This is a genomic window from Cohnella cellulosilytica (assembly GCF_042431195.1).
GTDB lineage: Bacteria > Bacillota > Bacilli > Paenibacillales > Paenibacillaceae > Cohnella > Cohnella cellulosilytica.
This window is the reverse complement of the sequence record NZ_JBHMDN010000048.1, coordinates 126,578-153,514: the sequence shown is the minus strand read 5'-3', so window position 1 is coordinate 153,514 and position 26,937 is coordinate 126,578. Positions and strand designations below refer to the sequence as shown.

The following is a 26,937-nucleotide window of genomic DNA, read 5'->3' as shown; positions in this document are numbered from 1 at the left end:
TACTCCCCTTCTTTCCCTGTTGTCTTGATCTCGCATCCTCAATTTAGCACATTCCGCCTTTCGGCAAGACGGGGAGCGGTTTGCTGTTTAGGGGGAGAAATGACCGCAGATTGCGCCTCCCGGCCAAGCGGATACAGCCCGATCGGACATTCGTCCGCCTTTCTTTTCGGACAAATGTCTACCCTACGCGTCCGGCTTCCGCCGATGGGATTTCCGGTAGGCGCTCGGCAGCAGGCCCGTCTGCTCGCGAAATACCGTGCTAAAGTATTTGCCGTCCAGGTAGCCCGTCTTCTCTGCGATCCACGCAATCGGCTTATCGGTATGGATCAGGTACTCCCTGGCTTTGTCGACCCGGGCTTGACGCACGTATTCGTTAAACGTCTTCCCGACGATGTCCTTGAAGCACTGGCTGAAGTAGCTGCGGCTCATATTGACCCGTCTGGCAATCTCCGCGGCATGCAACGGTCCGTCCAATCCCTCCTGGATCAATTGGACCGCCCGCGTGACCGCGTCCCGAACTTCCGGGGAATAATGCTGCGCCCCCAGCGTTCCGCTCATCGTCTCCCGAATCCGGCGGAACAACGCCTCGACGTCGTCCCAGACGCCGAATTCCTCCGGCAGCTGAAGCCTCTCGGACAAGACGGAGCCGAATACCGCGTTCCATTCTTCCGTCAGCTTGAACAGGAAGCGGGTCAGCTTATTCCGGGGCAGCTTCATCCGTTTGAGCTTATCGAGTAAAGCCGCGAACCGTTCGTCGTTATTCAGCCAGGCAAGATCCGCCCACTGCTCGCTTAGCTCCGCGAGGCCGGCATCCCGTCCGTCCGCGGGCTTCTCCTGCAGCTCCCGCAGAGATTTCCGCAGCACCGCGACGGACGGGTCGTAATCGTAGAAGAAATCGCGGTCCCGGTAAGCCTCCAGCAGACGCTTCACCTCCGGCATGCCCGCGCCCTTCAGCCCATCCAGACACAGCACCGCGGCATCCAGCCGAGCGCGGGCCGCTTCGGTTAGGGAGGCCAGCAAGCGCTGGCTGTCCGATTCATCGGACGGGCAGCCGAACAGCAGGCCCTCCCCCTCTTCCCGCTGCGGCAGTAACGCATACAGCTCGCTTGGCCAATCGGCATCCGAATCGCCGGGCCGCAGGATCAGCAGCGCGTAGCCCCGGTCGGAGACAATCGTCCCCGGATCGGCAGAGGTCGAGGGCGCCGGGGACGCCAAGGAGGATCGCCCGCCCTGATCTTCTTCCTCCCGGATGCGCGCATGAATGCGGGCCAATATTTCGTGGAACCGGTCCTGCACGAGTTCGACTTTGGCGATGTAATCGATTGCGCCCAATCTCAGCGCTTCTTGAATATATTCGAAGTCCTGATGAAGCGTCAGGACGATCATATGCATCTGCGGAAACCGCTTGCGGACGATTCGCATCAGCTCGATCCCCGACATCATGGGCATGGCCAGATCGGTCAGCATCAAGTCCGCCTCGTTCTGCTCCAGGAACTCGATTGCCTTCTCCCCGTTTTTGGCCTCTCCCACTACCTGCATATCGAACTGCGCCCACGGCAGGGAAGAAATAATGCCCTGCCGCACCAATTTCTCATCGTCGACGACCAGTACCCGTATCAAGTGATCTCCTCCTTCGCGAACGGCAGGCTTAACCGGACGCTCGTCCCGCTGCCAGGCTCGCTGTCGATATGAATCCGGGCTTTGCCGTTATAATAAACCTCCAGCATTCGCTTCACATAGTTCATTCCGATCCCCATCCCGACTTTCTCGCGGTCGATCTGTTCGCTCTGAAGCAGCTTATGGATCTCCTCCCGAGTCATGCCCGATCCGTTGTCTTTGATGGAGACCTCGATCTCTTCCCGCGCCGCGATCCGGACCTGAATCATCCCGTTGTCGCTGAAGCCGTGATACAGCGAATTCTCGACGAGCGGCTGCAGAATGAACCGGGGAATCGGCATGTCGAGCACGCTCGGGTCCACCTCGATCTGCACCTGGAATTCGAAGTCGTAACGAACCTGCTGGAGCGTCAAATATTGCCGGAGCGCCTCGACTTCATCCTGGATCGTGGAGGACTGGCCCAGCTTGCCCAAGTTATAGTGCAGCAGCTTGTTCAGCGAGGTCACGATCCGGTCCGTCTCCTTCTGCCCGTTCATGACGCTGAGCCAATGCACCGTATCCAGCGTATTCATCAGGAAATGCGGGTTGATCTGGTACAGCAGCTTCTCTACCTCCAGATCGGCCCTCCGCTTCTCCTTCTGCTGCACTTCCAGGATCAGATCCCAGATCTGCGTCTTCATCTTGCGGAATTGATCCAGCAGCTGATCGAACTCCGGAATCCGGGTCCGAGCCGGAGGGGCCGCCGTTTTGCTGCTCGTCATCCATTTGATTTCCTTGCTGAAGTTCGACAGCGGCCGATAGACCATCTTCCACAGCAGCCAGGCCAGGAACAAACTCGCAGGCAGAATGAGCAAGGACAAGAAGACGACCTGCAGAAACCATCCGTTCCGCTCCTTGTTGTAGTCCGCCCGGGAGATGACGGAGACGATGGTCCACCCCTGGTTGCTCGTCTCGTTGAACCAGTAGTAGTCCTTGGACGAATCGCCGGACCGGAAGGCCGAATCGCGGTCGAATCTCGAATTCGCCGGGAACACCTCGGGCATTTCGCTGTACGTGATTTTGTTGTCGTTGTCCAGGAACAGGTAATTGGCGTGCTGAATGCTGATCCCGTTGTCCAGAATGCTCTGGGTCAATTTGAAATCGGTCTCGATATACACATATACATCGTCCCGGCTCGGCAGGTCGACCTTGCGAAGCGCCGACAGCACATACTTGTTGTTGAAGCGGTCACGGCTGATATGCGGGCCGTAGTAGGTGATTCCGAAATACTCCGCGAGCAGCGGCAGCGCCGCAGGATCGAAATTCGGCTTCACGCCGGTATTCTCGAAGCTGTACGTCCCGTCTTTCTCGAAATAGTACATCGTCAGGCCGACGTTCGGATTCGTGAACGTAATCAGGTTCATCTCGCTGTTGATTCGACTTGTCATCAAGGACCGCTCATACGTGCTTTCGGAGGCCAGCTGAATTTCCAATTCCCGTCCGATCGTTCCCGTGAACGAGAGCTGCTGGGAGACGGAATTCAAGTTGCCGATCGCATTTTCCAGAGACAGTCTGACCTGCTTGAGGTTGCCTTGAATGCTGTCCTGAATTTTGTTGGTGAAAATCGAATTGATCGTGTGATAGGAAATAAAGAACAGGAAAATAAAGGGAAGAAGAGCGCTGATCAAGAAAAGAACGATAATTCTTTTTTTGAGCGTCATGGAACCGCTCTCCACACGTTGCCAAATCCGCCGGTTGCGCTTCATGTTATGCGGCCCTCGCTTTGAAAGTGGTGTCGAATCAGGGGGATCGCTGTTGATGGCGATTATATCATACGTTCCTGGAAAAAGTAGAGGGGATCGTACCTTGTGACCGAACGGGCGTGAATGGGATCCGGACGACGGCATGTTGTGCATACTTTAAGTCTTTCCCAGAGAAGATACAGCGTAGCTGCCATTGAAAGGAGATCAAGCCTATGACCGAACACCCATCCTTAAACAAGAAACAAAAACAATTGGAACCCTTTATCAGAGACACTTTTAATCAAGAGATGAGCTCCAACGAAGGGATCAAGATCGCCGACGACGAAAATTCGCTGAAAGCCGGCGATCGCGGTCCTACGCTGATTGAAGATTTTTTTGCCCGGGAGAAGCTGGCGCATTTCGACCGCGAGAGAATTCCCGAACGGGTCGTTCATGCCCGGGGTTACGGCGCGCACGGAGAATTCGAACTGTACAAGTCGCTGAGCGAAGTGACGATGGCGGATTTTCTGCAGGACCCTGCCAAAAAAACGCCGTTATTTGTGAGGTTTTCACAAGTGATCGGCTCAAGAGGCTGCAACGAAACCGTTCGGGATGTTCGGGGATTTTCCATTAAATTCTATACCGACGAAGGAAACTTTGATCTCGTCGCCATCAATATCCCCGTTTTCTTCATCCAAGACGCGATTAAATTCCCCGATTTGATCCACTCCGTCAAATCGGAACCGGATAACGAATACCCTCAAGGTCAAACCGCACACGACACCTTTTGGGACTTCATGGGCAGCAATCCCGAGACCACCCATATGGCCCTATGGATCATGTCTGACCGCGCCATTCCGAAAAGCTTCCGCACCATGGAAGGCTTTGGCGTTCACACGTTTCGCTTCGTGAACAAAGAGGGGATTTCCCATTTCGTGAAGTTTCATGTCAAGCCTCTCCTTGGCGTACATACATTGATCTGGGATGAAGCGCAGAAGCTTGGAGAAGACGCCGATTTTCATCGCCGGGACCTGTGGACGAATATCGAGATGGGCAACTATCCCGAATATGAATTTGCCGTTCAGATCATTCGGGAAGATCAAGAATTCATATTTGATTTCGACATTCTGGACCCGACCAAGCTGTGGCCGGAAGAGATCGTACCGCTGCAGAAAATCGGGAAGATCACGTTAAACCGCAACGTCGACAACGCCTTCTCGGAAACGGAGCAAAGCGCGCTTCATCCGGGCAACATCGTTCGCGGCATCGATTTCTCGAATGACCCGCTGCTGCAGGGCCGTTTATTTTCGTACAGCGATACGCAAAAGGCGCGGGTGGGCGTAAATTATCAGCAAATTCCCATCAATCGGCCAGTGTGCCCCGTGTTCAACAATCAGCGTGACGGCGCCTCCCGCTATGTGATCGATCGCGGGAAGGTATCTTATCACAACAATATTTTGGCCGATAATACGCCCTCCGAAGTTCCGGTCAAGGACGGAGGCTTCGTCACCTATCCTTCGACTGTGCAAGGAATGAAGGAGCGCAAGACGGCGCCGCTGTTCAAGGATCACTATTCGCAGGCCAGGATGTTCTGGAACAGCATGAGCGCCGTGGAACGGGAGCATATTATCGGCGCTTTCGGTTTTGAGCTGGGCAGCTGCTTAAGCAGCGCCGTCCGGCAGCAGATGGTCAACCGTCTGGCCAGAGTGAGCCGGGAGCTCGCCGAGCCTGTCGCAAAAAAAGTCGGGGTCACCGTACCCGAAGTAGAAGAGTCGACCGTGACCCGCTCGACGCCTGCCGTCAGTTTGATGAATACGATTTTTGTCGCGGATACGCTTAAAATCGGGGTCTTCCTGGCCGACGGCTTTCCCGGACACGAGGTCGAATCGATCCTTAAACAGTGGAAGGACGCCAAGCTGCATCCCGTCATTGTCAGCAACAATCTCGGCGAAGTCAGCGGCACCGGAGGGGTTAAGCTTAAGGTGGAACAGAGCTTCCTGACAGGCTCGCCCTTGAAATACGACGGGGTGTATCTGGTCGGCGGTACGGGCGCGGACGATTATTTTCATAATCAGGCCCGCAAATTTATTGGCGTGGTATACACTCACTTCAAACCGATCGGCGCCAGAAAAGAATGCATTTCGCTGCTTGAGGACATGGACATTAACGGAAAACCGGGAGTGGTAATTGAAGAGGACGCCCAATTCGGACGTAAGTTTACGGAAGTGATGGCCAAACAGCGTTTCTGGGAACGACCGAGTTACCTTTATTACGTTTAAGTTCTTCTGCAAAAACGAGGGTATCCTTCAGCCACTATGACGGCTTGGGATACCCTCGTATTATAGGCAAACAGACGATGAAAAAAAGCGACAAATTTTTCTTCTTTTCAACAGAATATGGTATGATTGGACGTACAACAGTATAGGCTTTGAGGGCGGTATGGCTAGTCTCCCGGAAGGGAGGTGATGCCATGGAGGTTAAGGACGCTTTGGCGCTTATGATCTCATTTGCGACTTTGATCGTACTTATACTTTCATTCTTTAAAAAGAAATAAACCGCCCTCGCACAGGTTCGGTTTATTTCTGCACCTGATTCTTCAGCCTACCGCCCTTAAAAGCGGCTGTTGTGGGGAGTCGTGTTCGAGCACGGCTCCTCTAATCGTACATCTCTTTAAAGTATACCACGATGATTCATTCTGTAAACAGATAATTTCCATCCAAACTCTAACTCCAACTCTCCTCTTCCATGGACTTTCCCTGCAATATCTGATTATTCAATTGGAATCTCTCCTACATAAGCCCGTTCTCTTGCCGCATCTGTCGAGAAAACGATAAATATCCGTTTCGACGAAGGGCTCCAAACATAATCCCTATCCATTCGCACATAATCGTCCAACACCAAGGCAGGATCCGTCCCGTCGATCTTGCTGACAACCATTTTTACGCCAGGCACCTTGTCGTCGATGCTTTCCCCGATCGCGCCGAGCAAATAAGAAAGGTAATTTCCGTCTGGAGAAGACTTCAAGCCATGTGGGCCGACTCGTCCACCCTTCACGCCTTTTTCATAAAAGGGATGTTCGTATGGATTTCCATCTTCCGAGTAATTCGGATTCTTTCTCGTGAATTCATCCAGATCGACAGGCCAATCCATTTGATTGACAATGTCTCCTTTGCCGTCATACCAGGTAAACTTCCCGTGATCGCTTATCAGCAGCCGGCCCGTTTTTTCATCAATCAAATCATCCACATAGTCGAGATGCGAGGTTTCTATAATCTGTTTTTCTGTGCCATCCAGTAAATTAATCATCTTCAATCCGATGACATCGTCAAATCCGTTCGAAGCCACAATGCTTACATCCGGAATAAGCCAATTGAGTCCGCCCCAAAATCCCTTTTCGTAAGTAAGAATCGTGCTTTTCCGTGCCGCAAGGTCATAATGGGCGAGCGTAGCTTCAAATCCGGCGCCATCCCCCAGATTGACACCCGTTGAATGCAAATAGTAAAAGCCGCTCCCATCGCTTAGCCAGAGCGGATTCCTGTCCCCGTCACTATCCGTCCATTGCGTCTTGTCTCCCGTATCCGTAGATATGCCCCAGATGCCAGGCGTATTCGTACCCCACGCCGCTGTCCACTTTCCTGTCGGGCTTTCCGCTTCCCAATATTCTGTGGGCATTTCTTCTGCTGCTGCGTCGTTTGTTTTTGTGATGGTTTTCATGTTCATATCGATCAGAGCCCAATAGGAACGATTCGTTTCTATATCCGTTTGCACATCCGTTAATTTCACTCGCAGCTCACTGTCGCTAAGCGCTTCTATTACCTCAACAAAATGATTCGCCGGCAGCTCCACATATTCTTTAAGCGGCAGGACGGGGACATCGGCTTCCGTTTATGCGGACGCGGGCGGATTCTCTTGAATATCGTCAACTTCATGTTTCTCCGCTGTCAACGCAGGTTCGTCCTTGGCCGCCGTATTGCACCCAAACATAGCCAAAATAAGCAAGAGCACCATTACCGTATGAATTGCCTTCCTCACATGATCCCGCTCCCTTTTATTTGGACCTACAACAACAAAACGTTTTGGGATTTGGAAAGTTGCGGAATTCTGCCCTTAATTTAATGAAAACGTCAGCCGACCCCCTCGTCGGCTGACGTTTTGTCCTATTGATGCGATTCCAGTTCTTGCAACCACAAAATGAGATCCTGCCGCAAGCGCGACAAGCGCCAAGATGATCACGACCGCCGTCAGCAGTCCACGTCGCACTTACCGCAAGCGGCTTACAAAATCAATCCCTACAGCGGCCAAGACTCCCGCGGCGATCGTCCATACCAGAATCCCGGTGGTCATCCACAAAGTGACATAACGTTTGGATGATCCCGACACGAGCGAGATGAACGCCCCAATATGATGGCCGAAAACGAAAGGCCCGATCAGCGCGACGCCGGGCACGCCGTATTTATTGAATAAATTTCGGGCGCGTTCCATTCGCTTGCCGGAATGGCCGCCGCTTTGTTTGGCTTTTCGACGGCGGCTCAGCTTTTCATACAATACAATAATCGCCATGACGGAAACCCAGTTTCCGAAGCATGCGGCGATAATCGTCGGAATCGCGGGGAACCCGATCACAATACCGACCGAAGCCGCCACATATCCCTCTAAAAAAGGGACAAGCGAGACCAAAAACACGGTTCCCAATTGCATAAAAAGATTGGCTTCTTTTACATTTTCCAATAGGCTTCCGATATCCATTTTTAACCTCCGGACGCTGCCCGCATGATGTGACTACCGCCCTCGTTCTCTCCAGACTATACCGCAGCCGACGCCCCCGACGACAACCATCCATATGCAAGCCTTCAAGGCCAGCACCGCCAGCATTCCGAAGCTCCCTGCCTCCGCAACAACGTTCATGGCTGCGGACAGAATGCCTGTTGGATAGTGTTTGTACCAGGCAAGAAGCGCTGTGTTGTTCTGTAACGGGAGGAGTACCGGTAAAACAACGAGGATAATTAATAACAATACGGGCAGCCATTTCGTTAATACAATTTCCTCCATCGAATTGTAAGCCAATCCGACAATGACGCCCGTCAACACAAAGGTTCCCAATACGGGCAATAGAACTATCAACAGCTGCCAGACCTGCAACAGGTCATAACCGGCAATTATGCTGCAAGTCAATACGGTAAGCAGAGAAATCGCCACGGTTACAACGGTCTTGCATCCGAGCAGTGTCAACAAAGAAACGCCTGCGCGATTAAGCGTTCGCCACTCGTTCGTTTCCTTCTCCGCGACGATCAGCAACGCTTCAACAAAGATGCCGCAGATCGAGACTGCCATGCTTATACACACCTGTACTGCGGTAAACATTTGCTGGCCGATCATGTTGTAGATGACCGCATATAAGATTGGCAGCATAATAAACATTAACACTTGCGGGCTGCGCATCACGATTCTCGTTTCCCGATACAGCAGCGCACGCCATACGGCGCTCTTTTGCTTCAAATACAGCCTCCTCCCCGCCGACTTGCTATCAGTTTACAGCGCTCAATGTCCCATAACCGTAAAAATACCGTGAAAAGCGTTAAATCGAGGGTGAAAAGCGGCAGCACGCAGTGAAAGGCGGGCATCAAATGTCCAACTGCTCCTTCAATTCCAGATATTTGGACTTGGACAGAGGAACTGTTGACCCTTGCACGCCATCCAGCTTAAGAATATAACTGTCCTTTGTCCAAGTTTCGATCTCACGCACTTGCTGCAAGTTGACGAGGTAGGAGCGATGACTGCGGAAAAATCCAAACGGGGTCAGCCGGGTTTCCAGTTGATTTAATGTCATTGCGCAAATATAGGATAGACTGTCTACGTATACGATGGCGTTGCCGTCGCGCCCTTCAATGTAATTGATCTCGAACGGATTAAGCAGCCTGATCTTGTCGTCCAGCTTGACGGGAACTTTACTGATTTCGATCATTCGCCGCACAGAATCGGAGCCTGCCTTGTCCGCATCCTGCTGCAGCGGCAGGAGTTCCCCCTTGAACAATCGATAGGTCTGGTCGCCAAGATCGGCCGCCTGCTCGGCGGAAGCAGCCACAACGAGAACGGCTTTATTCTCCCGCTTCAAAAAAGCGATCACCGCCTGCAAAATGGCTAACGATTCGTGATCCATGACCTGCATCGATTGATCAATAAATACGGCCAGCGCTTGATCTTGAAGGATGCATCTCGCCCACTGCAATCGAATTTGCTCGGAAGCGGTCAGTTTGGCGATTAACGAATCGGCTTTTCCCGTCAATCCGACCAGCGAAGCGACTTGGGCGATCTCTATTCTCGAACCAAACAAACGGCTCCAAAACTTCAAATATTCGCTTACCTTCAAGCGTTGATTTACTTTCTCTCCATTTAGCGCGAAAACAAATCGCTCCATGATCCCCTTGTCTGCAACGCGATCCTCAAATCGAATTTCTCCGCCGGAAGCGTTGTGAAGGCCCTGCAGAAGACCCATGAGCATTTCGGCCGTTTCATAAGCGGAATAGATCGCAACGGATTGTCCCGGAGCAACATTCAAATTTACCTTCGATAGGAAATCTTGGTTTCCGATCGTTTTATTCAGATTAATCAGTTCTAACAAATGCGGTCCCTCCAACCGTTCTGCTCTCCCTATAGGCCGATATTGCTTTTCAGACCTTTGTAGCTTCCCGACTCGGGAAAGCCCTGCTGAATAATCGTCATGAATTTCTTAGAGAATCCGTAGGCTACAAGCTCTTGAATCGGAACCATTTCCACAGCGCTTATCGGATTAAGATCAAACTCGTTCGATGGGAGACGTACTTCCCCTCCTGCTTTTTCGAGCAGGAAGGTGATATGTAAAAGTGAGGGCGAAGCATCAGGTTTATCGCATAGGTAAAGTAACTTGGAGACTTTGGCGGCAAGTCCTGTTTCTTCTTCGATTTCTCTAACAATTGCTTCTTCAAGCGTCTCACCTTGTTCGACCCTGCCTCCCGGCAAAGACCATTTGCGTTCAGACGTTACGTTCTGTTTGACCAATAACACTTTCTCATCCTCAATCAGTACCCCAGTTACTCTAACCTGCAAAAGATTGCTCATCGCTATTCGCCTCCCGAATACTATTTCAAAAAACTATGATAGCACAAAAGAGGGGATCGCTGCCCCTCTTCGTCGCTTCCGACTGCATTGCAATTTAATTCAATCGGTGCACCAGTTCATATTTGTTTCCGCAAGAATCTTCAAAATAGATGGCTTAATACGTTGGGCTAATCGGGAATAATCGGGGGCCACTCTAAGATCGATATGGCTAAGCTTATTCATGATTCCCCATCTCCTCCATGTATAGCACATGTTTCCTGCCAGATGGCACGCAGAACATTTTCCCAATGCAGCTTCATCTGCTCCCGCGTATTCGGATGATCCAGATGCTCTTGATGGAAGCTGATCGTTGTTCGGTCGGGGTGACTGGACAGCAGCCGGATTTGCAGCGTGGACGGCTTCTCCCAATTCTCCTTGCCCCACTTTAAGCGGAGCTGCTTGAGAGGCTTTACGACCCTGAATTGGCCCGAAATCCCTTGATCGGATACAAAAGTCTCTCCCTCGTTAAACGCAGGAGGAGGCACGTTCCCAAGCCACAATTTTGTCCCTTCGAGCGAGGTTAGAAACGACCATACCTGCTCCGGCGAGACGGGAAACGTCCTCCTAACCCCGATTTGGAAACCTGCAGCTGCCGTTTGACCAACAAGCTTCGACGATTCCCTATTTGAACGTGTCATAAATGAAGCCTCCTTTTGAAGGTTGGTTAGTACTCACTATCTTTTATTCAAAAAATCAAGGGCTTAACGCCCGGACAAACAAATCGACGCTTGAGCTCATAAAATCTTGCTTGGATTTTGCCGTAAGCTCGGACTTGACGAACAATTGCGAGATAAACGCCCCGTAATTCATCCACATAAACGTGATCGCCTGCATCTCCGCATCGGTTGCAACCATTTTGTTCTTTCTCTGCATGTCCATAAAATAATTCGTCAGCAGCTCCAACAGCTTCCGAGGATGCTTCTGCGCCTTTTCGCGGATTTCAGTCAATTCTTGATCGCTCAATACAATGAGGAACAATTGGCGGTTGCGCTCCATCATTTCGTGATACAACCGGCTGATCGTGAGCAAGTCGGTTCTCAAGTCTCCTATCACTTGCTCGTCAAAAATTTGGGTCATTTCAATCGAGTAATGATAATGGTCGACCGCTTTGTCCAGCAGGTTGATCTTGCTGCCGAAATTTCGGAACAGCGTCATCTCGCTGACGCCTGCCGCCGCGGCAATTTCCTTCGTAGATACGCCTTTGTAGCCCTTCTCGGCCATGAGGTCTATTGCTGCGCGCATCAGTTTGGCTTTGTTGTCCAAGATCCTCTTATTCTCCATCATGACCTTCCCAGCTCGATTCCACTCATTATAGTTAGTGCTCACTAACATCCTAATTTAAGCATAAGATTATCATTCTGCAATGTCAATACAATGGCTGCGAATGAAATCGCATTTGTCGTTGGAGGATTCATTGTTAAGGGTGACGCGGACCCAATACGCGGACGACGTGTAGCCGAAAGAGGATTTGCCTCCGGCGGGTCGAAACCGCTGCTGCAGCTCGGGGGATTGCACATCCTTCACGGTCCATTGTCGCTGCGCGTCTTCCAATACTTCCATGTGCGCGTTGATCGAGTAACCGGATTCGTTATTCCTCTCTGATAGCTTCCTGATCACTTTGAATTCCAGCAATACAAACACCTTATTCCGGCAGCTTGGCGAATAAGGTGTTTTCACTTGCCCGATACCCAGGGCTATTGACTTCGCAGGGTCCCCGCTTAGGCAAGCGGAAGCTTAATTTCTTAGCTTTTCCCGTTATATTCCTTGGTCGCCGTATCCAGCATCGCCTTCCAATTCGCAAAATCCGTCTCCCTTGCGATATGGCGATCCAACAGCTCTTCAAGAATATTGTCTATCTCTTCCCAAGACTTGGCCTGGAAATTGCCCTTCTCCAGAAGCTCGTCAAAGCTTGCGGAGTTGGAATGCCTGCTTATAAACGCTTCATTAAACAGCTTGCCCAACGAGATATGGTTCGGATCCTCCACAATCGTCTTCTGGCCTTGCAAATCCTTCAACAGTTCATCGAACGACATTGGCTTTTGCTTTCTCAAATTCCCACTCCTTGAATGTAGTATCACTCCTTAATTCTGCACGAAGATTTATATTTTACAAGCTTTTTATTATAGTTTACTCAAAATAGGGTCATATTCCCGATCTGTAACTCGCTTCTGAACCAGCTCGACGGGGCAACCGCCACCATCATTGATTTGTTGCACTTATTGTTGGATATTGCTGTGGTTTTGCGTCTAGAGAATGCTTACTATAAAGTCATCGACCGGTCGAATAATCCATGAAGGTGGGTAAGGATAACATGGCTAAGAAGTATTCTTCCAAGTTTGTCTTTGTCTTGGCCGCTATATTGTTGGCGAGCTGCGCAGGTATTCCCCAAGCTCCCTCGGCGCAAGCGGCGAATGGCCCCTTCGTTACCGAAATCATCGTAAGAACCGTTGAAAATTTCAAAAAGCATGCGGATGTCGTCGCCTTCATGAAGAACGCCGCCAAGCGTCATGTCTCCGTCATCAATCTGAACGTGAAGGAAGACGAAGACGATACGGTTCCTTCCGGTTACGTGTTCTATGACAGCGAGATTGCCCCCATCGCGCAAGGTTACGCCCAGTTCGACGCATTGGCCGACGTTATCGCGGAAGCGCATAGCCGGGACATTCAAGTCAGGGCCTGGATCCCGCAGTTTCACGATAAGGCCGCCTTCGATCACAATGCTTCCTGGAGAATGATGGCGCTTAAGAATGGTCAGGTCGTGCCATTCACCGGATCGAATAACAATGAATATTTCGTTAATCCAATCCACCCGGACGTACAGGCATACGAACGCTCTATCATTAGAGAAATCGTGTCCAACTATGACATTGACGGGGTCGTATTGGATTGGCTGCGCTTCGATGACTACAACATGGACATGAGCGACTATACGAGACAAGCGTATAACGCCGCTTATGGCTATGACCCCGTAACAATCGACTTCACGACCGATAATGCACAGAGAACGCAGTGGAACGATTGGAGAACGACTCAGATTGCGAACTATGTGCGCGACGTAGAAGCGGATATCGAGAGCATCGTCCCCGACCTCTTTACGGGCGTGTATATTTTGCCTCCGGAATTCGTGGAAGTCGGCCAAGATGTAGAGAAATTCAAGAACTACGTGGATTTCATATCTCCGATGGCCTATTTCGCCGACTGGGACTTCCAGCCTTCCTGGGTATACAACAGCACGGGAGTTTTGGCGCAAACCAAGGCCAAGATCGGCACCAAAGAAATCATACCCGGACTGGACGTCTGGTGGAGCAACGCGCAGTACCATGAGATCTACGCCGGAATCCGCAATCAACTTCCGGAGATTCAGAATCTGTCCTTCTTCCTCTACGGCAAATGGACGGACAACGACCTTAAGAAAATCGATAACCGCAGATCCTGGTAAGTACGCGGCAAGTATTGCGGCAGCCGCCCGCTGCCGCAGTACGTGAAGTTCATGGCAATACCGCTTAAGGAGGATCTCCGTGAAGACAAGAAGATTATTCCTGCGTCAATGGGATTTACAGCTGATGGTGATCCCGGCTCTGCTCTTTATTTTCGTCTTCAGTTACGTTCCCATGTACGGCATTCTGATTGCGTTTAAGGAGTACGACATTTTTCAAGGCTTTAACGCCAGTCCGTGGGTCGGATTGGCTAACTTCAAAGAGTTTCTCTATGCCCCGGAATTTACGACGGTCATTCGCAACACGCTCGGCATCAGCTTACTGAAGCTTATCGTCGGTTTTCCCGCTCCGATCGCGCTGGCTTTGCTGCTGAACGAGGTTAAAATTCCGCTCTTCAAGAGAGTGGTGCAGACGATCAGCTACTTGCCCCATTTCTTATCCTGGGTTATCGTGTCCGGATTCGTGGCGACCCTGCTTTCCGCCGATTACGGGAGCTTGAATATCGCTTTGGAGAAGCTGCATCTGATCGACGAGCCCGTCAATTGGTTGACGATTCCCAACTACTTCTGGACGATCTTAATCGCAACCGGGCTGTGGAAAGGCGTAGGTTTCTCGTCCATCGTCTACCTTGCCGCAATCTCCGGCGTAAATCCGGACTTGTATGAAGCCGCTTCCATCGACGGGGCGGGTCGATTCAAGAAAATCTACGCCATTACCCTGCCCTGCATTATGCCGGTTATCTCTATTTTCCTGATTCTTGCGATCGGGGATTTGCTCAGCGCCGGATTCGAGGACATTCTGCTGCTGCAATCGGATATTGTCCGGGATGTGTCCGACGTCCTGGATACGTACGTGTATAGAGTAGGCATCCGGAATTCGCTGTTCTCTTACGCTGCCGCAGTCGGGCTGTTCAAAGCGATCATCAGCGTTATCCTGCTGACCCTCGCCAACGCCATTGCCCGGAAATCCGGCAATAGCCTATGGTAAATACCCTCAGTTTGGAGATTACTTCATGAAAATATCCTATGGCGAGCGAATGTCGTCCGGTGTCATCTATTTTCTCTTGGCGTTGCTCGTATTCGTTACCTTCTATCCGTTCTGGAATTCCGCGGTCATCTCCTTCAACACCGGGTCGGACACGTCGCTCGGGGGAGTGACCTTCTGGCCGAGAGACTTTACCTTCGATAACTACGAGGTCGTCTTTCAAGACAAGCGGCTTACCCAGGCCTTCCTTATCTCCATACTGCGGACAGTGGCGGGAACGCTGCTTTCTATCATATTGACAGCTATATTCGCATACGGGATGTCCAAGAAAGAGCTTGTCGGCCGCAAGTATTACATGATCTTCTGCATCATTCCCTTATATTTCGACGGGGGCTTAATCCCCTCCTATATGCTGGTCCGTTCGCTCGGATTAATGAATTCGTTCTGGGTGATGATCATCCCGGCTCTCGTCAGCATTTGGAATATGATCGTATTTCGGACTTTCTTCCAGCAGCTGCCCGATAGTCTCGAAGAATCGGCCAGGATGGATGGATGCGGATATTGGAAGACGCTGTTCCGCATCGTCTTGCCCATCTCGGGGCCGGTCGTCGCTACATTGGCCTTGTTCACGGCCGTAGCGCATTGGAACGATTGGTTTACGGCGACGCTGTACATTTCGAACGCCAAGCTGCTGCCGATCCAGACGCTGCTTCAGCAGATCCTTAGCTCCAATATCATGTCGGAGCAGATGATGCAGACCAGTTCGGCCGCTCAAAGCCATATGGCATCCGCCCGCACAATTACGACCAAATCGCTGACGATGGCCACCATGATGGTCGCTACGATTCCTATCATTCTCGTATACCCTTTCGTTCAGAAGTATTTTGTCAAAGGCGTAATGGTAGGCTCATTGAAAGAATAACAAATAGACGAATCGAGGGGATCTCCGTTGAAGAAAAACAGCTTTGTCGTCGGTATGCTGTCCGCTGCGTTAGGCTTTGCGATCGTCATTTCGGGATGTTCGAATAAGGAAAAGGAAAATAGCGCTCCCGTCCATGAATCCAGCGCCTTCGTGTTCGGCGAAACGCCCGTGGAGTTTTCCTTCTACGGCAATTACGACTGGTACACCATGCAGCCTTGGGGAGAAGACCCCGCTTCCAAATGGATCAAGGAAAACAAAAAGGTGAACGTCATCCCCGTCCCCGCTCAAGGAGCATCCGTTCAGAAGTTTAATACGATGGTCGCCTCCAAGGATTTGCCGGACGTTATGTTCATGGATCGAGGTCCTTTAGTGGAAAAGCTGCGCCAAGCCGGGAAACTCGTTCCGCTTGACGATTATCTCGATAAATATCCGAATCTGAAGAAATTCGCCGGAGAAGAAACGTTGAACATGCTCCGATCCGACGACGGCAAGCTCTATCAATTTCCGAACTGGTATACGTCTACACCGATGGGCAACGGAGGATATATGATCAATAAAACCATCTACAAGGAGCTGGGCTCCCCCAGGTTGGAAACGTTCGACGATCTGTATGCCTACTTGAAGATCGTCAAGGAGAAGTTCCCGGACGTCATTCCCTTCGACATCGGCTACGGAACGCAAGGCATCAGCATTCTCTATTCCGGATTCGGGGAGGATCACACCGCCGCTTACACTTCGTACGGGTTCGTGCCTTCGGGTGACAAGCTGACGTCTCTCTTTGCCAATCCGGCATTCAAGGAAACGATTACGTTCGCCAGCACTCTGTTCCGCGAGAAGCTCATTACCCAAGATGCCCTTACGCAAACAAGAGATCAAGTCATCGAAAAGCTAAATACGGGTAAAGTTGCCGTATATGCTTCCTACGACACGGCGGATCTGGGCAGCCAAGCGACGGTCGAGTTGAAGAAGAACGATCCCAATGCCGGATATACGATGATCTGGCCGCTGCGCAAGGAAGGCGTAGATCCCAACAAGGTCTATCCCAACAACTACGACAGCATCGGCTGGAACGTTAACGTCATTACGACCGAAGCCAAAAATCCGGAGGGAATATTCGCTTACCTGGATTGGTTAACGGGGGAGGAAGGAGAACGTATCATTTTCTGGGGACCCGAAGGCTTGTATTGGGAAGGTACGGACGAGAACGGCGCGCCGATCTGGACGGAGAAGTTCAAGACCGACGTGGAAGAAAGAACCAAATTCATGGCCGTTACGGACAGCTTTCAATGGGCCGGCAATACGAGCTTTATCGACGGTTCCAAGGCGAGCAACAACATGAAGCTGCCGGAGGATCAACGCGATTGGGCGGCGGAAGCCCAGTTCACGATTGCATGGAAAACCTCCTTTAACACGACGCAATTTTCCAACTTGACTCCGGACCCCGCATCCGAAGAAGGCAAAGTTCTGCAGAAAGTAGCGGATATCGAAACCAGCGTCATTGCCAAAGGTCTCTATGCCGGAAGCGATGAGGAGGTCGAGAAAATCATTAAGGATGGCGAGGATGCCGCGAATAAGGCCGGTTACGTTAAGCTTCTGGAGTACGAAACGGCAAGGTGGCAAGAAAATCTTAAAAAAATGAACGGCAATTAAACCGGAAGTCCCGGCTGAATTCAAGAATCGACTTCGAATACACTTCAAGTAATGCTTCGTAATCAAAATTGGACTTTTGGAACTACCTCTAGAGAGTATACTAGAAATAGTATGCTCTTTCGGCATGACACAGGAAGGGGAGAAATCCGGATGTACAACGTGCTGCTTGTGGACGATGAGGATTTAGACTTGGAGGCGTTGCGAAGATTCATTCCATGGGAGCAACTGAACATGCAAGTCGTAAGCGCGCAGAACAGCGCGATTTCCGCCGCCAAATACATCGGCCAAGCGGAGCTGGACGTCCTTGTTACCGATATTCGCATGCCCCAAATGTCCGGCTTGGAGCTAGCCAAGCTGGCGCAAGAGAGAAACAAAAGCATACGAATCGTCTTTATCAGCGGGTACGAGGATTTCTCCTACGCCAAGCAGGCTTTAAGTCTTAATGCCTGTTCCTATATCTTGAAACCGGTTAACGACAACGAGGTTTATGAAGCTTTAACCAAAGTAAAGGAAATGCTGGACCAGGAGCAGAGCCGGAAGCAAACGGAAAGAGCCTATATGGAAATCGTACAAGCCCGGAGTACGGATCGCAAGCCTCCATTGCCCGACTTGAAACAAGCCCTCGCGGATTACGATAAAAAGCAAAACAAGAAAAACCCAAAATTGGCTCAGGAAATTATCGCCTATATTCACGCTCACATTCATGAAGTCATTACTTTGCGAAATGCCGCAAATACCTTCTCTTACACCCCCAATTATCTCGGGTTAATGTTCAGGGAAGAAACGGGAGTCGCCTTTACGGATTACGTGATTCAAGCCCGTCTTTTGAAAGCCCAGGAGCTGCTAACGGATACGAATCTGAAAATATATGAAATCGCGGATAAAGTAGGTTACCGGAATCTGAATTATTTCAGCAAACAATTCAAAGATTGCTTCGGGATATCTCCGTTGGAATTCAGAAGGCAAAGCTGATCGGGGGCAGGCATTCGGATGGAGGACACGCGTAAAAGATATATTCCCTTCGGCTATAAGCTATTGATCTCCTATATTCTTATTTGCCTCGTGCCGATTATCGCGATCGGCTTATTCTCTTATACGACCTTCATGCGCTCGATGAAAGAGCAAAAACGCGACAATATGATGGAAACGCTTCAGCAGATCGGGGACAATGTCGCTTTCAAGCTTGACGATATACGCCGCATATCCGATCTCCTGTACAACGACGACACCCTTGCGAGTGATATTCAGAACTATAACATGGGCTGGGATAGCTACGAGAGTACCGTCAGATATGTCATTCCCAAATTCCAAAGCACGATAAACGCCACCGGGCAAGAGATTCAATTGACCGTTTACATGAACAATCCGGCATTTCCCGAGATCTACGGAAAATCCGAGCAGCAGATCGATCCTCTCGGGGAGCAGAAGCGTTCTTTCGAAATGTACAACATTAGCCGCATCGAGAATGAAGATTGGTACAAGCGGTTTCCGGAAGAACAATACGGGAAAACGATGTTATGGCAGCAGGTCGGAGACGATCGCGAGCACGGCAATATTTCCTTCCTGCGCAGACTGGTCGACTCGAGCGACCCGTTCACGCATAGCCAAATCGGCTTTATCCGAATTACGACCAAGATCGCCGGAATTTTTCAAAGCTTGGATTATCGCAAGCTGGGAACGGGTACGCTGGTGTTTGCGATCGATGCCCGGGACAGGATCGCGTATTCCTCGGAGGATACTTTAATTCATCGCAGTCTGGTCGACTACGCATCGGATAACAAGATGGTCATCTCGCAAGAGCTTCCCGGAATCAATATGAAATTAGCCGCTGTAATTCCGATTGAACTCTTGGAAAACAACGCGAAGCGGCTCGCGAATTGGACCGTCCTCGTCTGTCTGATCAGCATATCCGTATGCGCCATTGCCAGCATCTTCATTTCTCGGGTGTTCTCGAAACGGATCGGCAAGGTGGTTTCCTTACTCCGCATGTTCCAAGAAGGCGAGTTCGACAAACGAATCCGCTATAAGGGCGGCGACGAATTTACGTTCATCGCGTCCGGTCTGAATCAGTTGGGCGAGCATATGAACCGGTTGATTAAAGAAACGTACCTGACCAAGATAGAGAAGCAGGAGCTCGAGCTGGAATCGCTGCAAGCGCAGATCAACCCTCATTTTCTATACAATACGCTCTCTTCGATCAGCCGCTTGGCCAAATTCGGGGAGCTGGAGAAGCTTCAATCGATGGTCATGGAGCTGTCCAAGTTTTATCGATATTCGCTGAACAACGGCGAGACGCTCATCTCGGTCGCCAAGGAACTCGAGCAGATCAAAGCGTATATCGAGATTCAAAAAATCAAATACACGGATCGATTGGTCGCCGAGTTCGAAGTGGACCCTGCTGTTCTGGTCTACGACACGGTTAAGCTGATCTTGCAGCCCTTCGTCGAGAACGCCATCGATCACGGCTGGAGCGGAGAAGGAATTATCCGCATCGGGATTCATGCCGTCATGGACGAAGGGCATATCGTCTTCCGCATCATAGACGACGGGTCCGGGATGAGCGAAGATACGATTGCCCAGATCTTCAAGCCGAACGACGGAGTCTATTTAGGCTATGGGATTCGTAACGTCGAACAGCGGATCCGATTATATTTCGGCAACGAATACGGAGTGTCCATTCGGAGCAAGATCGGCGGCGGCACCGGGATAACGATTACGATCCCCGCCACGGCCAGACAACGATTAAATTCGGATTGAATCGTATTTTCGCCATTCACGCCACTTCGCCATGGGACATCCCCTATCGCTCTCGCCCAGCATTGTCGGACTGCCTTAGAAGATCGCCATATCCCTGATCTGCATCTCGCTTCTGAAGACGCCGGGAACCTCCCAGCCGATATAGATCGCTTCCAATCCGAGATCGGAGTAGGAGACTCCGTCAAAATATCCGTTCTGCTTGGCAATCTCCAGCGCCTGTTCGATGTGCGGCTGCAGTTCGACGTCGACGCGATGCCATTGTCCGTCTCCGGTCGGCGAATCGTACAGGCCGCCGCCGTCAAGCGTATAGATGAGCTTGTGCGTGTCTCCCGCCGGGTTGAAGCCGCTATCGATATGCCATTCTCCCGGCGGAACGTCGTGGCGGTTGTCATAGATCGGCACGCAGAAGTTCAGAAAGTCCCCGCTGCCGGACAGATCCCCGACGATGAGATAAAATACGGCAATCGAGGCATGAAGGCCCGGATCGTACTGCTCCGGCGGCATCAGGGACTCGGACTCCGTAATCCGGGCTTCGAAGCGCAGACGCAGATTGCCCCGGTCCGCGAGCCGGTACGGGCTCGCGTATCGCTGCTCAAGGTACAAATGCACCCAGGGGTCGGTCGGCCTGACGCGGGGCGCGTCGTACTCCTCTCCCGTATCCACCCGGAGAGTTACGGTTCCGTCGTCCGCTACGTCCAACGTTTTGGCCGCGTTCTCGTACGTATACCGTTTGTCGTAGCGCTTTCCCGTTATTTTGGCGATATCGCTCTTCGAATTCCATTGCGACACGATCCATTCCGACTTCAGCCCTTCCAGATCGCGGCCGAAATCCAGCTTTCCGCTTACGCGGGCCGCGCCGGGAATCGGATGAAACACCATCGCTCCGCGCTCGAAGCCCGTGTCGAGAATCCAATTGTCTGCCGATTCGTTGTCCGCTCCGGACGGCGAACACGTGCAACCGGTCTGGGCGAGCGGGATAGAGATAGCCAGCATCCAGCAACCCAAAGATCGAAGAATGCGGTTCATTCATTCGCCCTCCCTGCTATATCCGTCAGCCCGACGCTGACGATATGACCTCTCGCGTCTACGGCGTTCGTGTAGTAAGCTTTCGTCTTGGCGGGCAACACGGCTTCGACCCGCGGCTTCAGACCTTCGTCCGCCGGCACATTCACGACCCGCTTGCTCCATACCGGACTGAGTCGATCGGATACGTTCAACGTATAGTAGAACTCCGCGCGAACAATCGGCTCGGGACTATCCAGCTCGATTGAGACATCGACACCGTCGGCCCCTTCCCGCCATTCGTGACGGACGATGCGCGCCAGCGGCGCTGCCCCGGATACGACGCTGTCCGCAAAGGCGTAAATTTCCGGCGGACGGACGGCTTCCTCCTGATTGTGCGGCATGCCGGGATGAATGCTCAGAACGGAGTTGTCCTTCACGACCTCGTAGGATTTGGTAAATACGGTCAGCGGAAAATGGGCGTCGTTATCCCCGTTCACCCACAGCATCGGCAGCTTGACGCGTCGTAAATAGACGGAAGGCTCCCACAGACGCTCGAACCTCGCCCGGGTTTCCTCCGGCCAGCTCCGATAGGCGTCGCCGAAATAGCTTTCCGACTCGGCTACGAATCCGCTGCCGTAGACCGGAATCGCGAAGCGGTACCGCTCGTCGATGCCGACCGCAATTTCCGTCAATACCGCGCCCCACGATACCCCGACGATTCCGATTCGCTGCGGATCGACGCCCGACAGCGAACGCAGAAGCGAATGCGCGAGGGCGATGTCCGCAACGGCATGGTAAGTCCATTGCTCCCGCTCCGGTCTGTCGATGTCCTTCCATACCGGCTGATTGGCCGGCCCTCCCCATTCGTGAGGCTTGTATCCGCCTGCCTGCTCATCCCACTCTGGCAGATGACCTTCCAGATCCATCGCGATGGCGGCATAGCCTCGGCGGTTCCACTCCCTAACCCAATCGGAATAAGCGGTGCCTGCGCCGCCGTGCACAAGAACGACGGCCGGTACCCCGGCCTCGCCGGAGGCCGTTGCCGATTCCGGCACGCCGACGTAAGCGAATACTTTCGTCGGTTTATCTCCATACGGCAGCCCTTCATAGAATAGCGCCCTGACGCCGTCTGCGGCATCATGCTCCGGCGCATAGGCGAAAGCGGGGATTTCCATTAGCCTCTTCCTTTCCCATGGTTCCGAATCCGGTGCTGTCCCGCATCCCGGAAGTCCGAGGATCAGGAGCGCAGCGGCAATAAGTGCGGCGACCGCGCTGACGGCGACCTTGGAGAACATCGCGTTTCCCCCTTAACCGGAACTGCCCGGCATGCGGCACGCGAACTCGGCGCCATCCTTCCCCTCGACGCACCGAACCGTTCCGTCCGGCAGCCGAACGTTCGCCGACCTCCCGCGCAGCCCGGCTACCTCCAGCCGGAACTCTCCTTCGGAAATGCACCACGCCACCTCCACCGGTCCGTGCCGGGTTGCGGCTTGGCCCCGCGCCCATTGCAGCGGACCCGGCCGCGGCTCGATCCGGATGCGTTCGTATCCGATGCCGTCCGGCTTTACGCCGAGAATTTCGGACGTGAATTCGTACAACGGCACGGCTCCCCAGGCATGGCAATCGCTGCGCTGGGATACCGGATCCTCCAGCCATGTCGTCAAATGCAGGCCGATCTGCTCCCGCCACCGCTCCCACAGCGCGAAGCTAAGGTCGTACCGTTCGGCCGAGGACAAAGCGCGGAACAGAAAGAAAGCCATCGAGTAAGACACCTGCGGCAAGGAGGAATCCTCCATCAGCCGTTCCGCCAGCTCAGATGCTTCCTGCCCGTGCACCGCTCCCGAGAGGATCGCCCAGATTTGCGCATGCTGACTGTGCGACTCCAGCCCGGGTCCGTCCCGGTACAAGCCCCGCTCGGCTGAGCGGCAGCGGGCGTTGACCGCCGCGAGAATTTCCTTCGCGCGGCCCCTGTACTCGCGGGCCGTCTCCGGCCGGCCGGTTGCCTCGTTGATGAAGGCGGCCTTCTCCAGCGCGTCCGCATACATCAGGTTATACACGGTCAACGGGCCTTCCGAAGACGGAACGCCGCGCGTCCGCTCCCACTCCTTCACCCAATCGACATAGGACCAATACCCTCGCGGCGCGGCTCCGACGAGACCGTCGCCGCCGATCCGGCGCGCGAACCAGTCCAGCACGGCGTCCACGGTCGGACGGTAGCGTGCCGCATGCTCAGCGTCTCCGTAATACAGCAGATGGTCGTACAGCATCATGATCCAATACAGCGCGAAGCCGGGAATGACCTGCGGCTGGATCGACGGATAACGGCTCAGCAGCATGCCGCCGGGCAGCAGGGAACTGTGGAATTCATAGATCGCCTTGCGCGCCAGCCGGTCGTCCCCGCTAATCGCATACGTGAACATCGCCTGCAGACGGGTATCCATGCTGTACTGCAGCTGCTCATAGAACGGGCAGTCATAGTAACCCTCGTGCATGCAGCGTTGCAGCGTGCGCACGCTGACGTCCCACAGCGGCCCCAGACTGGAATCGGAGGCTTCGAAGAAAGCCCGGACTTCAAGCGGGTAGCCGGTTTCCCGGTAGTACGCACGATGAATGACGAGCGGCTCGCCGCCCGCCTCGACTTCAAGCCGGACAAAGCGGAACGTGCGGAACAGGAACGTTTCATAAATCTCGTCTCCCGCCATCCGGCCCGCCACCGCATACCGCTCGAGGTACCCCCGCAGGACGTTGCCTTCGGCCTTATCGCGGACGCCTTTGACGCCATCTTCCGATTCATAGCCCTCCGAGCACAGAAAGCGGATCTCGCTTCCCCGTCCGCCGGCCATCTCCATTCGCAAATACCCCGTCGTCAGCTCTCCGGCGTCCAGCTCTACGACCGCCTTGCCGTGCGCGGGCAGCCGAAGCCACTCCCGCTCGGACGAAGCCTCCCGCATTACAACTCCCGGAGACCTCTCCTCCTCGCGGGTAACGCTCACGAAGGCTCTGTCCCGCTCGAACATCGGCGGAATCGTCCGCGCCGCAAGCTGCCAGGGTGTCAAGAAACCGTCGTGCTCCAGATGGGTTTGTGCAATGACAACGGCCCGCTTCCAGTCCCGGTCGTCGAACTCCGTTTCCTGCCAGCCGTGCGGAAGCCGGTCTCCCTCGACCGACTCCCCGCCGCCGACGCAGGTATAGCTTTCCGGCAGGAACGCGATCGCGTCGTCCACCCGGCACAGCCACGACTCGTCCGTATCGAGCCGCAGCAGTTCTTGTCCATGTGAATCCGTTACCCTGCCTTGAAAAAGCAAAGCTCCGGTATGCGCGCTCGGAATCGCGGAAGGACGAGGCTCCCCTTCCTTATAATGCAGCACCTTCACGGCCAGCGTGTTAAGACCGTCTCTTAAAAACGCGGACAAATCTATCGTTTCGTAATAGTGGGTGCGCAGATCGCCCCGGGCCGGCCCCGTCGACGCCGAAACGCCGTTCACGTACAGACGGTAGCGGCTGTCAGCCGACACGTCCGCGATCAAGCGGACCGCAGAGACGTCCGCGAGCTGAAACGTTTTGCGGAAATAGATCAGCTCGTTGCCGTCCGCCCGCTCCCCGCGATGGCGCTCCGTCCAGATCCACGAGGCCTCCCACGCTTTATTTTCCTCCATTGCCGCTTCTTCACCTCCTTCTCCATTCTCCGCTCACGGCACGAAGCAAATCTTGATCGCCTCTTGATCCCGCAGCAGCCGGACGGCCTCCCCGTAAGCCTCCAACGGAAGCTCCTTGGAAATCAAGGGCCGCATCTCCAGCTTGCCGGCAACGATAAGCGCCAGCGCATACTCTGCGGATTCCCGAAAATGACCCGGGTAGCCGATGACGCTCAGCCCCGAATGGTTCAGGACATAATCCTCCCGCTGGACGGCGAACAGCGCGACCGCTTCCTTCGTATGGTCCATCATGTAACTGACCGCAGCCGGGTATCCGACGCAATCGACGGCGATATCCGGCGCCCCCGCCTCCGTCCGAGCGGCAAGCTCGTCCGATCCGGCTTCGTACGTCCGGTCTGCGCCCAACGACTTCGCCAGCTCCCGGCGCGAGGCGAGAGGATCGATGCCGACGACCTCCGTGGCCCCTTCGGCCTTCAGCATCTGCAGGGCGATCAGACCGGCAGGACCTAGCCCATTGACCGCGCACCGTTTGCCTTCTATGCCCAGAGTGCGCTTAAGCCGAATAATCGTGCCGGCAATGCACATCGCCAACTCCAGCGATACGACCTGCGTGTAATGCAGCTCCTGCGGCACCTCGATCACGTCGGCCTCGTCCATGACCACGTATTCGGCGTAGCATCCGGGACGAAGCTGTCCCGGATCGCGCCATGCGCATACGGTTTGACCGACTGCGAGCCTCGCTCCTTCGCCCGCGGACGCGATCGTCCCGGTCATCTCATGTCCCGGCTGCCCCGGAATATAGGGAAAGGGGACTGGCCCCTGATGGGCAAACATCGGCTTGCCGTGATAGATGTGCAGATCCCATTGGGGACACGTCGTCACCGCCTTCACCTGGACCAGCACCTGTCCCGGACCCGGCTCGGGAATCGGCACGCGGACGACCTCCGCCTGTTCCTTCCCGCGAATCACAAGCGTTCTCATTGTTTCCATGCCATATGGCTCCTCTCAATCTCTCTCTCAAGCTGCCGCTCGTTCCGGCAATTCGTTACGATTCCGATACGCCTTCCCAATCCAGCAGAACGCCCAGACAAGCTTCGCTGCCTCCGCGAATCAGCTCCCACGCCTTCTCCGCCTCGTGCGCCGGATAACGATGTGTGATGAGCGGCACCGTCTTCAGCCAGCCTTCGCGAATCGCCTGTATTGTCGCCTCCATCCTCGGTCCCGTCCAGCCCGAGGGAGTATGCAGCGTAATCTCCTGCTCCCTCAGCTTCTGAATATCGACGACGCCTTCCGTGCCGAGATAACCCGCGGACACGAGATGGCTGTCTCGCTTCATCAGCGGCTGCAGCTCTCGCACACTCTCCATCGCGCCGACCGTATCGACGACGATCGCCACGGCCTCGCCTCGCAGCGCCGAGCCAGGCGACTCCCGCCGCATATTCACCTTGCGAACCGACGCCTCCGCCAGCCCAAGCCTGCCGTCATGCCGACCGAGCATCGCGACCTCCGCGCCGCGATGGGCCAGCGTCTGGGCGGCCCAATGTCCGACAAGCCCGTCGCCGACCACGACGGCCAGCTCGCCCGGCGCAACCGCGGGACGCATCCCGCAGTTGTAGCCGACTTGCGCCAGCACCAGACCGGCATAGGCGGTCATGGACAGATCGTCCGTCTCGTCCGGCAGCTTCCACACCTGATCGGCGCCAGAGACGGAGGGCTGAATGTGGCCGGCTTCGGCGAAGAATAGCCCGGAGACGCGGCTCATCGCCACGAACACCCGGTCTCCCTCCTTCAATCCCTTCACGTCACGCCCGACCGAGCGCACGATGCCGACCTTCTGATACCCGGCCGCATGCGGGAAGGGCCAAGGATCGCCCTCCGCGTACGGCCGTTCTCCGGCAATCCGCTCGCCGCGCAGGAACGAGCCTTCCGTTCCCGCGCTGATCCACGAATGCCGCACCTTTACGACGATGTCGTCGTCTCCCGGCTCCGGAATATCGACCGTTTGGAACGATACGCGATTCCGGTCCGGAAAGACGACCGCTTTCCCTTTCAAT

At 53.7% G+C, this 26,937-nt stretch carries 24 protein-coding genes; 8 read left to right on the top strand and 16 right to left on the bottom strand.

Annotation, left to right across the window (positions count from 1 at the left end):
• Window positions 1-183: 183 nt before the first annotated feature.
• A complete protein-coding gene (locus ACFFT4_RS27740; protein ID WP_378052311.1) occupies window positions 184-1,620 on the bottom strand; it encodes a response regulator in 1,437 nt (478 codons plus the stop codon).
• Window positions 1,617-3,317, bottom strand: a complete 1,701-nt coding sequence (locus ACFFT4_RS27735) for a sensor histidine kinase (RefSeq protein ID WP_378052310.1) — start codon at window positions 3,315-3,317, stop codon at window positions 1,617-1,619. The genes ACFFT4_RS27740 and ACFFT4_RS27735 overlap by 4 nt, the downstream gene beginning before the upstream one ends.
• A gap of 254 nt (window positions 3,318-3,571) precedes the next feature.
• On the opposite strand from ACFFT4_RS27735, the gene ACFFT4_RS27730 reads away from it, so the two are divergent.
• Both ACFFT4_RS27730 and ACFFT4_RS27725 read left to right on the top strand, forming a co-directional pair.
• Entirely contained in the window at window positions 3,572-5,617 is a 2,046-nt protein-coding gene (locus ACFFT4_RS27730; protein WP_378052308.1) for a catalase, read from the top strand.
• A gap of 191 nt (window positions 5,618-5,808) precedes the next feature.
• A complete protein-coding gene (locus tag ACFFT4_RS27725) occupies window positions 5,809-5,892 on the top strand; it encodes a putative holin-like toxin (RefSeq protein ID WP_371822914.1) in 84 nt (27 codons plus the stop codon).
• Between the two features lie 215 nt (window positions 5,893-6,107).
• On the opposite strand, the gene ACFFT4_RS27720 is transcribed toward ACFFT4_RS27725, so the two are convergent.
• The 9 genes from ACFFT4_RS27720 to ACFFT4_RS27680 all read right to left on the bottom strand — a co-directional run bounded on the left by ACFFT4_RS27720 (window position 6,108) and on the right by ACFFT4_RS27680 (window position 12,505).
• Complete coding sequence (locus tag ACFFT4_RS27720; RefSeq protein WP_378052307.1) at window positions 6,108-7,184, bottom strand: hypothetical protein; 1,077 nt, start codon at window positions 7,182-7,184, stop codon at window positions 6,108-6,110.
• A gap of 414 nt (window positions 7,185-7,598) precedes the next feature.
• Window positions 7,599-8,084, bottom strand: coding sequence for a small multi-drug export protein (locus tag ACFFT4_RS27715; RefSeq protein ID WP_378052306.1), 486 nt, complete (start codon window positions 8,082-8,084; stop codon window positions 7,599-7,601).
• A 33-nt stretch (window positions 8,085-8,117) separates the two neighbouring features.
• Window positions 8,118-8,834, bottom strand: a complete 717-nt coding sequence (locus ACFFT4_RS27710) for a hypothetical protein (RefSeq protein WP_378052305.1) — start codon at window positions 8,832-8,834, stop codon at window positions 8,118-8,120.
• Window positions 8,835-8,958: 124 nt separating this feature from the next.
• Window positions 8,959-9,957, bottom strand: a complete 999-nt coding sequence (locus ACFFT4_RS27705; protein ID WP_378052303.1) for a LytTR family transcriptional regulator DNA-binding domain-containing protein — start codon at window positions 9,955-9,957, stop codon at window positions 8,959-8,961.
• A gap of 29 nt (window positions 9,958-9,986) precedes the next feature.
• The gene (locus ACFFT4_RS27700) at window positions 9,987-10,433 is read right to left on the bottom strand and encodes an NUDIX hydrolase (protein ID WP_378052302.1); all 447 of its coding nucleotides are present in this window, start codon (window positions 10,431-10,433) and stop codon (window positions 9,987-9,989) included.
• 218 nt (window positions 10,434-10,651) lie between these two features.
• Window positions 10,652-11,110 (bottom strand): SRPBCC family protein, encoded by a 459-nt coding sequence (locus tag ACFFT4_RS27695; RefSeq protein ID WP_378052301.1) that lies wholly within the window; start codon window positions 11,108-11,110, stop codon window positions 10,652-10,654.
• Between the two features lie 55 nt (window positions 11,111-11,165).
• The gene (locus tag ACFFT4_RS27690; RefSeq protein WP_378052300.1) at window positions 11,166-11,753 is read right to left on the bottom strand and encodes a TetR/AcrR family transcriptional regulator; all 588 of its coding nucleotides are present in this window, start codon (window positions 11,751-11,753) and stop codon (window positions 11,166-11,168) included.
• A 72-nt stretch (window positions 11,754-11,825) separates the two neighbouring features.
• Entirely contained in the window at window positions 11,826-12,032 is a 207-nt protein-coding gene (locus tag ACFFT4_RS27685; protein ID WP_378052407.1) for a 7TMR-DISMED2 domain-containing protein, read from the bottom strand.
• A 182-nt stretch (window positions 12,033-12,214) separates the two neighbouring features.
• A complete protein-coding gene (locus ACFFT4_RS27680) occupies window positions 12,215-12,505 on the bottom strand; it encodes a hypothetical protein (RefSeq protein ID WP_378052406.1) in 291 nt (96 codons plus the stop codon).
• Between the two features lie 278 nt (window positions 12,506-12,783).
• Here ACFFT4_RS27680 and ACFFT4_RS27675 point away from each other — a divergent pair, with 278 nt between their 5' ends.
• The 6 genes from ACFFT4_RS27675 to ACFFT4_RS27650 all read left to right on the top strand — a co-directional run bounded on the left by ACFFT4_RS27675 (window position 12,784) and on the right by ACFFT4_RS27650 (window position 20,222).
• Complete coding sequence (locus tag ACFFT4_RS27675; RefSeq protein WP_378052298.1) at window positions 12,784-13,911, top strand: family 10 glycosylhydrolase; 1,128 nt, start codon at window positions 12,784-12,786, stop codon at window positions 13,909-13,911.
• A gap of 124 nt (window positions 13,912-14,035) precedes the next feature.
• Complete coding sequence (locus ACFFT4_RS27670; protein ID WP_378052405.1) at window positions 14,036-14,896, top strand: ABC transporter permease; 861 nt, start codon at window positions 14,036-14,038, stop codon at window positions 14,894-14,896.
• Window positions 14,897-14,921: 25 nt separating this feature from the next.
• On the top strand, window positions 14,922-15,815 hold the full coding sequence (locus ACFFT4_RS27665) for a carbohydrate ABC transporter permease (RefSeq protein WP_378052296.1): 894 nt from the start codon (window positions 14,922-14,924) through the stop codon (window positions 15,813-15,815).
• A 54-nt stretch (window positions 15,816-15,869) separates the two neighbouring features.
• Window positions 15,870-17,465: an extracellular solute-binding protein gene (locus ACFFT4_RS27660; RefSeq protein WP_378052404.1), complete on the top strand. Its 1,596-nt coding sequence runs from the start codon at window positions 15,870-15,872 to the stop codon at window positions 17,463-17,465.
• Window positions 17,466-17,615: 150 nt separating this feature from the next.
• Window positions 17,616-18,437 (top strand): response regulator transcription factor, encoded by an 822-nt coding sequence (locus ACFFT4_RS27655; RefSeq protein ID WP_378052295.1) that lies wholly within the window; start codon window positions 17,616-17,618, stop codon window positions 18,435-18,437.
• An 18-nt stretch (window positions 18,438-18,455) separates the two neighbouring features.
• Window positions 18,456-20,222, top strand: coding sequence for a cache domain-containing sensor histidine kinase (locus ACFFT4_RS27650; RefSeq protein ID WP_378052294.1), 1,767 nt, complete (start codon window positions 18,456-18,458; stop codon window positions 20,220-20,222).
• A gap of 75 nt (window positions 20,223-20,297) precedes the next feature.
• Here ACFFT4_RS27650 and ACFFT4_RS27645 read toward each other — a convergent pair whose 3' ends face one another.
• From ACFFT4_RS27645 to ACFFT4_RS27625, 5 genes are all read right to left on the bottom strand, one after another.
• The gene (locus tag ACFFT4_RS27645) at window positions 20,298-21,248 is read right to left on the bottom strand and encodes a hypothetical protein (RefSeq protein ID WP_378052293.1); all 951 of its coding nucleotides are present in this window, start codon (window positions 21,246-21,248) and stop codon (window positions 20,298-20,300) included.
• Window positions 21,245-22,402, bottom strand: coding sequence for an alpha/beta hydrolase family protein (locus ACFFT4_RS27640; protein WP_378052292.1), 1,158 nt, complete (start codon window positions 22,400-22,402; stop codon window positions 21,245-21,247). Before ACFFT4_RS27640 ends, ACFFT4_RS27645 begins: the two co-directional genes overlap by 4 nt.
• A 132-nt stretch (window positions 22,403-22,534) precedes the next feature.
• Complete coding sequence (locus ACFFT4_RS27635) at window positions 22,535-24,883, bottom strand: alpha-L-rhamnosidase-related protein (RefSeq protein ID WP_378052291.1); 2,349 nt, start codon at window positions 24,881-24,883, stop codon at window positions 22,535-22,537.
• A gap of 33 nt (window positions 24,884-24,916) precedes the next feature.
• Window positions 24,917-25,873, bottom strand: coding sequence for a zinc-dependent alcohol dehydrogenase (locus tag ACFFT4_RS27630; RefSeq protein WP_378052290.1), 957 nt, complete (start codon window positions 25,871-25,873; stop codon window positions 24,917-24,919).
• A gap of 55 nt (window positions 25,874-25,928) precedes the next feature.
• The gene (locus tag ACFFT4_RS27625) at window positions 25,929-26,936 is read right to left on the bottom strand and encodes a hypothetical protein (RefSeq protein WP_378052289.1); all 1,008 of its coding nucleotides are present in this window, start codon (window positions 26,934-26,936) and stop codon (window positions 25,929-25,931) included.
• Between the last annotated feature and the right edge of the window lies 1 nt (window position 26,937).

Bases quoted from the DNA above. Each gene is read 5' to 3' on its own strand.
- ACFFT4_RS27650 (WP_378052294.1), top strand. From the start codon at position 18,456: ATGGAGGACACGCGTAAAAGATATATTCCCTTCGGCTATAAGCTATTG.
- ACFFT4_RS27715 (WP_378052306.1), bottom strand. From the start codon at position 8,084: ATGGATATCGGAAGCCTATTGGAAAATGTAAAAGAAGCCAATCTTTTT.
- ACFFT4_RS27675 (WP_378052298.1), top strand. From the start codon at position 12,784: ATGGCTAAGAAGTATTCTTCCAAGTTTGTCTTTGTCTTGGCCGCTATA.
- ACFFT4_RS27670 (WP_378052405.1), top strand. From the start codon at position 14,036: ATGGTGATCCCGGCTCTGCTCTTTATTTTCGTCTTCAGTTACGTTCCC.
- ACFFT4_RS27645 (WP_378052293.1), bottom strand. From the start codon at position 21,248: ATGAACCGCATTCTTCGATCTTTGGGTTGCTGGATGCTGGCTATCTCT.
- ACFFT4_RS27635 (WP_378052291.1), bottom strand. From the start codon at position 24,883: ATGGAGGAAAATAAAGCGTGGGAGGCCTCGTGGATCTGGACGGAGCGC.
- ACFFT4_RS27665 (WP_378052296.1), top strand. From the start codon at position 14,922: ATGAAAATATCCTATGGCGAGCGAATGTCGTCCGGTGTCATCTATTTT.
- ACFFT4_RS27660 (WP_378052404.1), top strand. From the start codon at position 15,870: ATGCTGTCCGCTGCGTTAGGCTTTGCGATCGTCATTTCGGGATGTTCG.
- ACFFT4_RS27700 (WP_378052302.1), bottom strand. From the start codon at position 10,433: ATGAGCAATCTTTTGCAGGTTAGAGTAACTGGGGTACTGATTGAGGAT.
- ACFFT4_RS27640 (WP_378052292.1), bottom strand. From the start codon at position 22,402: ATGGAAATCCCCGCTTTCGCCTATGCGCCGGAGCATGATGCCGCAGAC.
- ACFFT4_RS27630 (WP_378052290.1), bottom strand. From the start codon at position 25,873: ATGGAAACAATGAGAACGCTTGTGATTCGCGGGAAGGAACAGGCGGAG.
- ACFFT4_RS27730 (WP_378052308.1), top strand. From the start codon at position 3,572: ATGACCGAACACCCATCCTTAAACAAGAAACAAAAACAATTGGAACCC.
- ACFFT4_RS27690 (WP_378052300.1), bottom strand. From the start codon at position 11,753: ATGGAGAATAAGAGGATCTTGGACAACAAAGCCAAACTGATGCGCGCA.
- ACFFT4_RS27655 (WP_378052295.1), top strand. From the start codon at position 17,616: ATGTACAACGTGCTGCTTGTGGACGATGAGGATTTAGACTTGGAGGCG.
- ACFFT4_RS27685 (WP_378052407.1), bottom strand. From the start codon at position 12,032: ATGGAAGTATTGGAAGACGCGCAGCGACAATGGACCGTGAAGGATGTG.
- ACFFT4_RS27680 (WP_378052406.1), bottom strand. From the start codon at position 12,505: ATGTCGTTCGATGAACTGTTGAAGGATTTGCAAGGCCAGAAGACGATT.
- ACFFT4_RS27695 (WP_378052301.1), bottom strand. From the start codon at position 11,110: ATGACACGTTCAAATAGGGAATCGTCGAAGCTTGTTGGTCAAACGGCA.
- ACFFT4_RS27725 (WP_371822914.1), top strand. From the start codon at position 5,809: ATGGAGGTTAAGGACGCTTTGGCGCTTATGATCTCATTTGCGACTTTG.
- ACFFT4_RS27735 (WP_378052310.1), bottom strand. From the start codon at position 3,317: ATGACGCTCAAAAAAAGAATTATCGTTCTTTTCTTGATCAGCGCTCTT.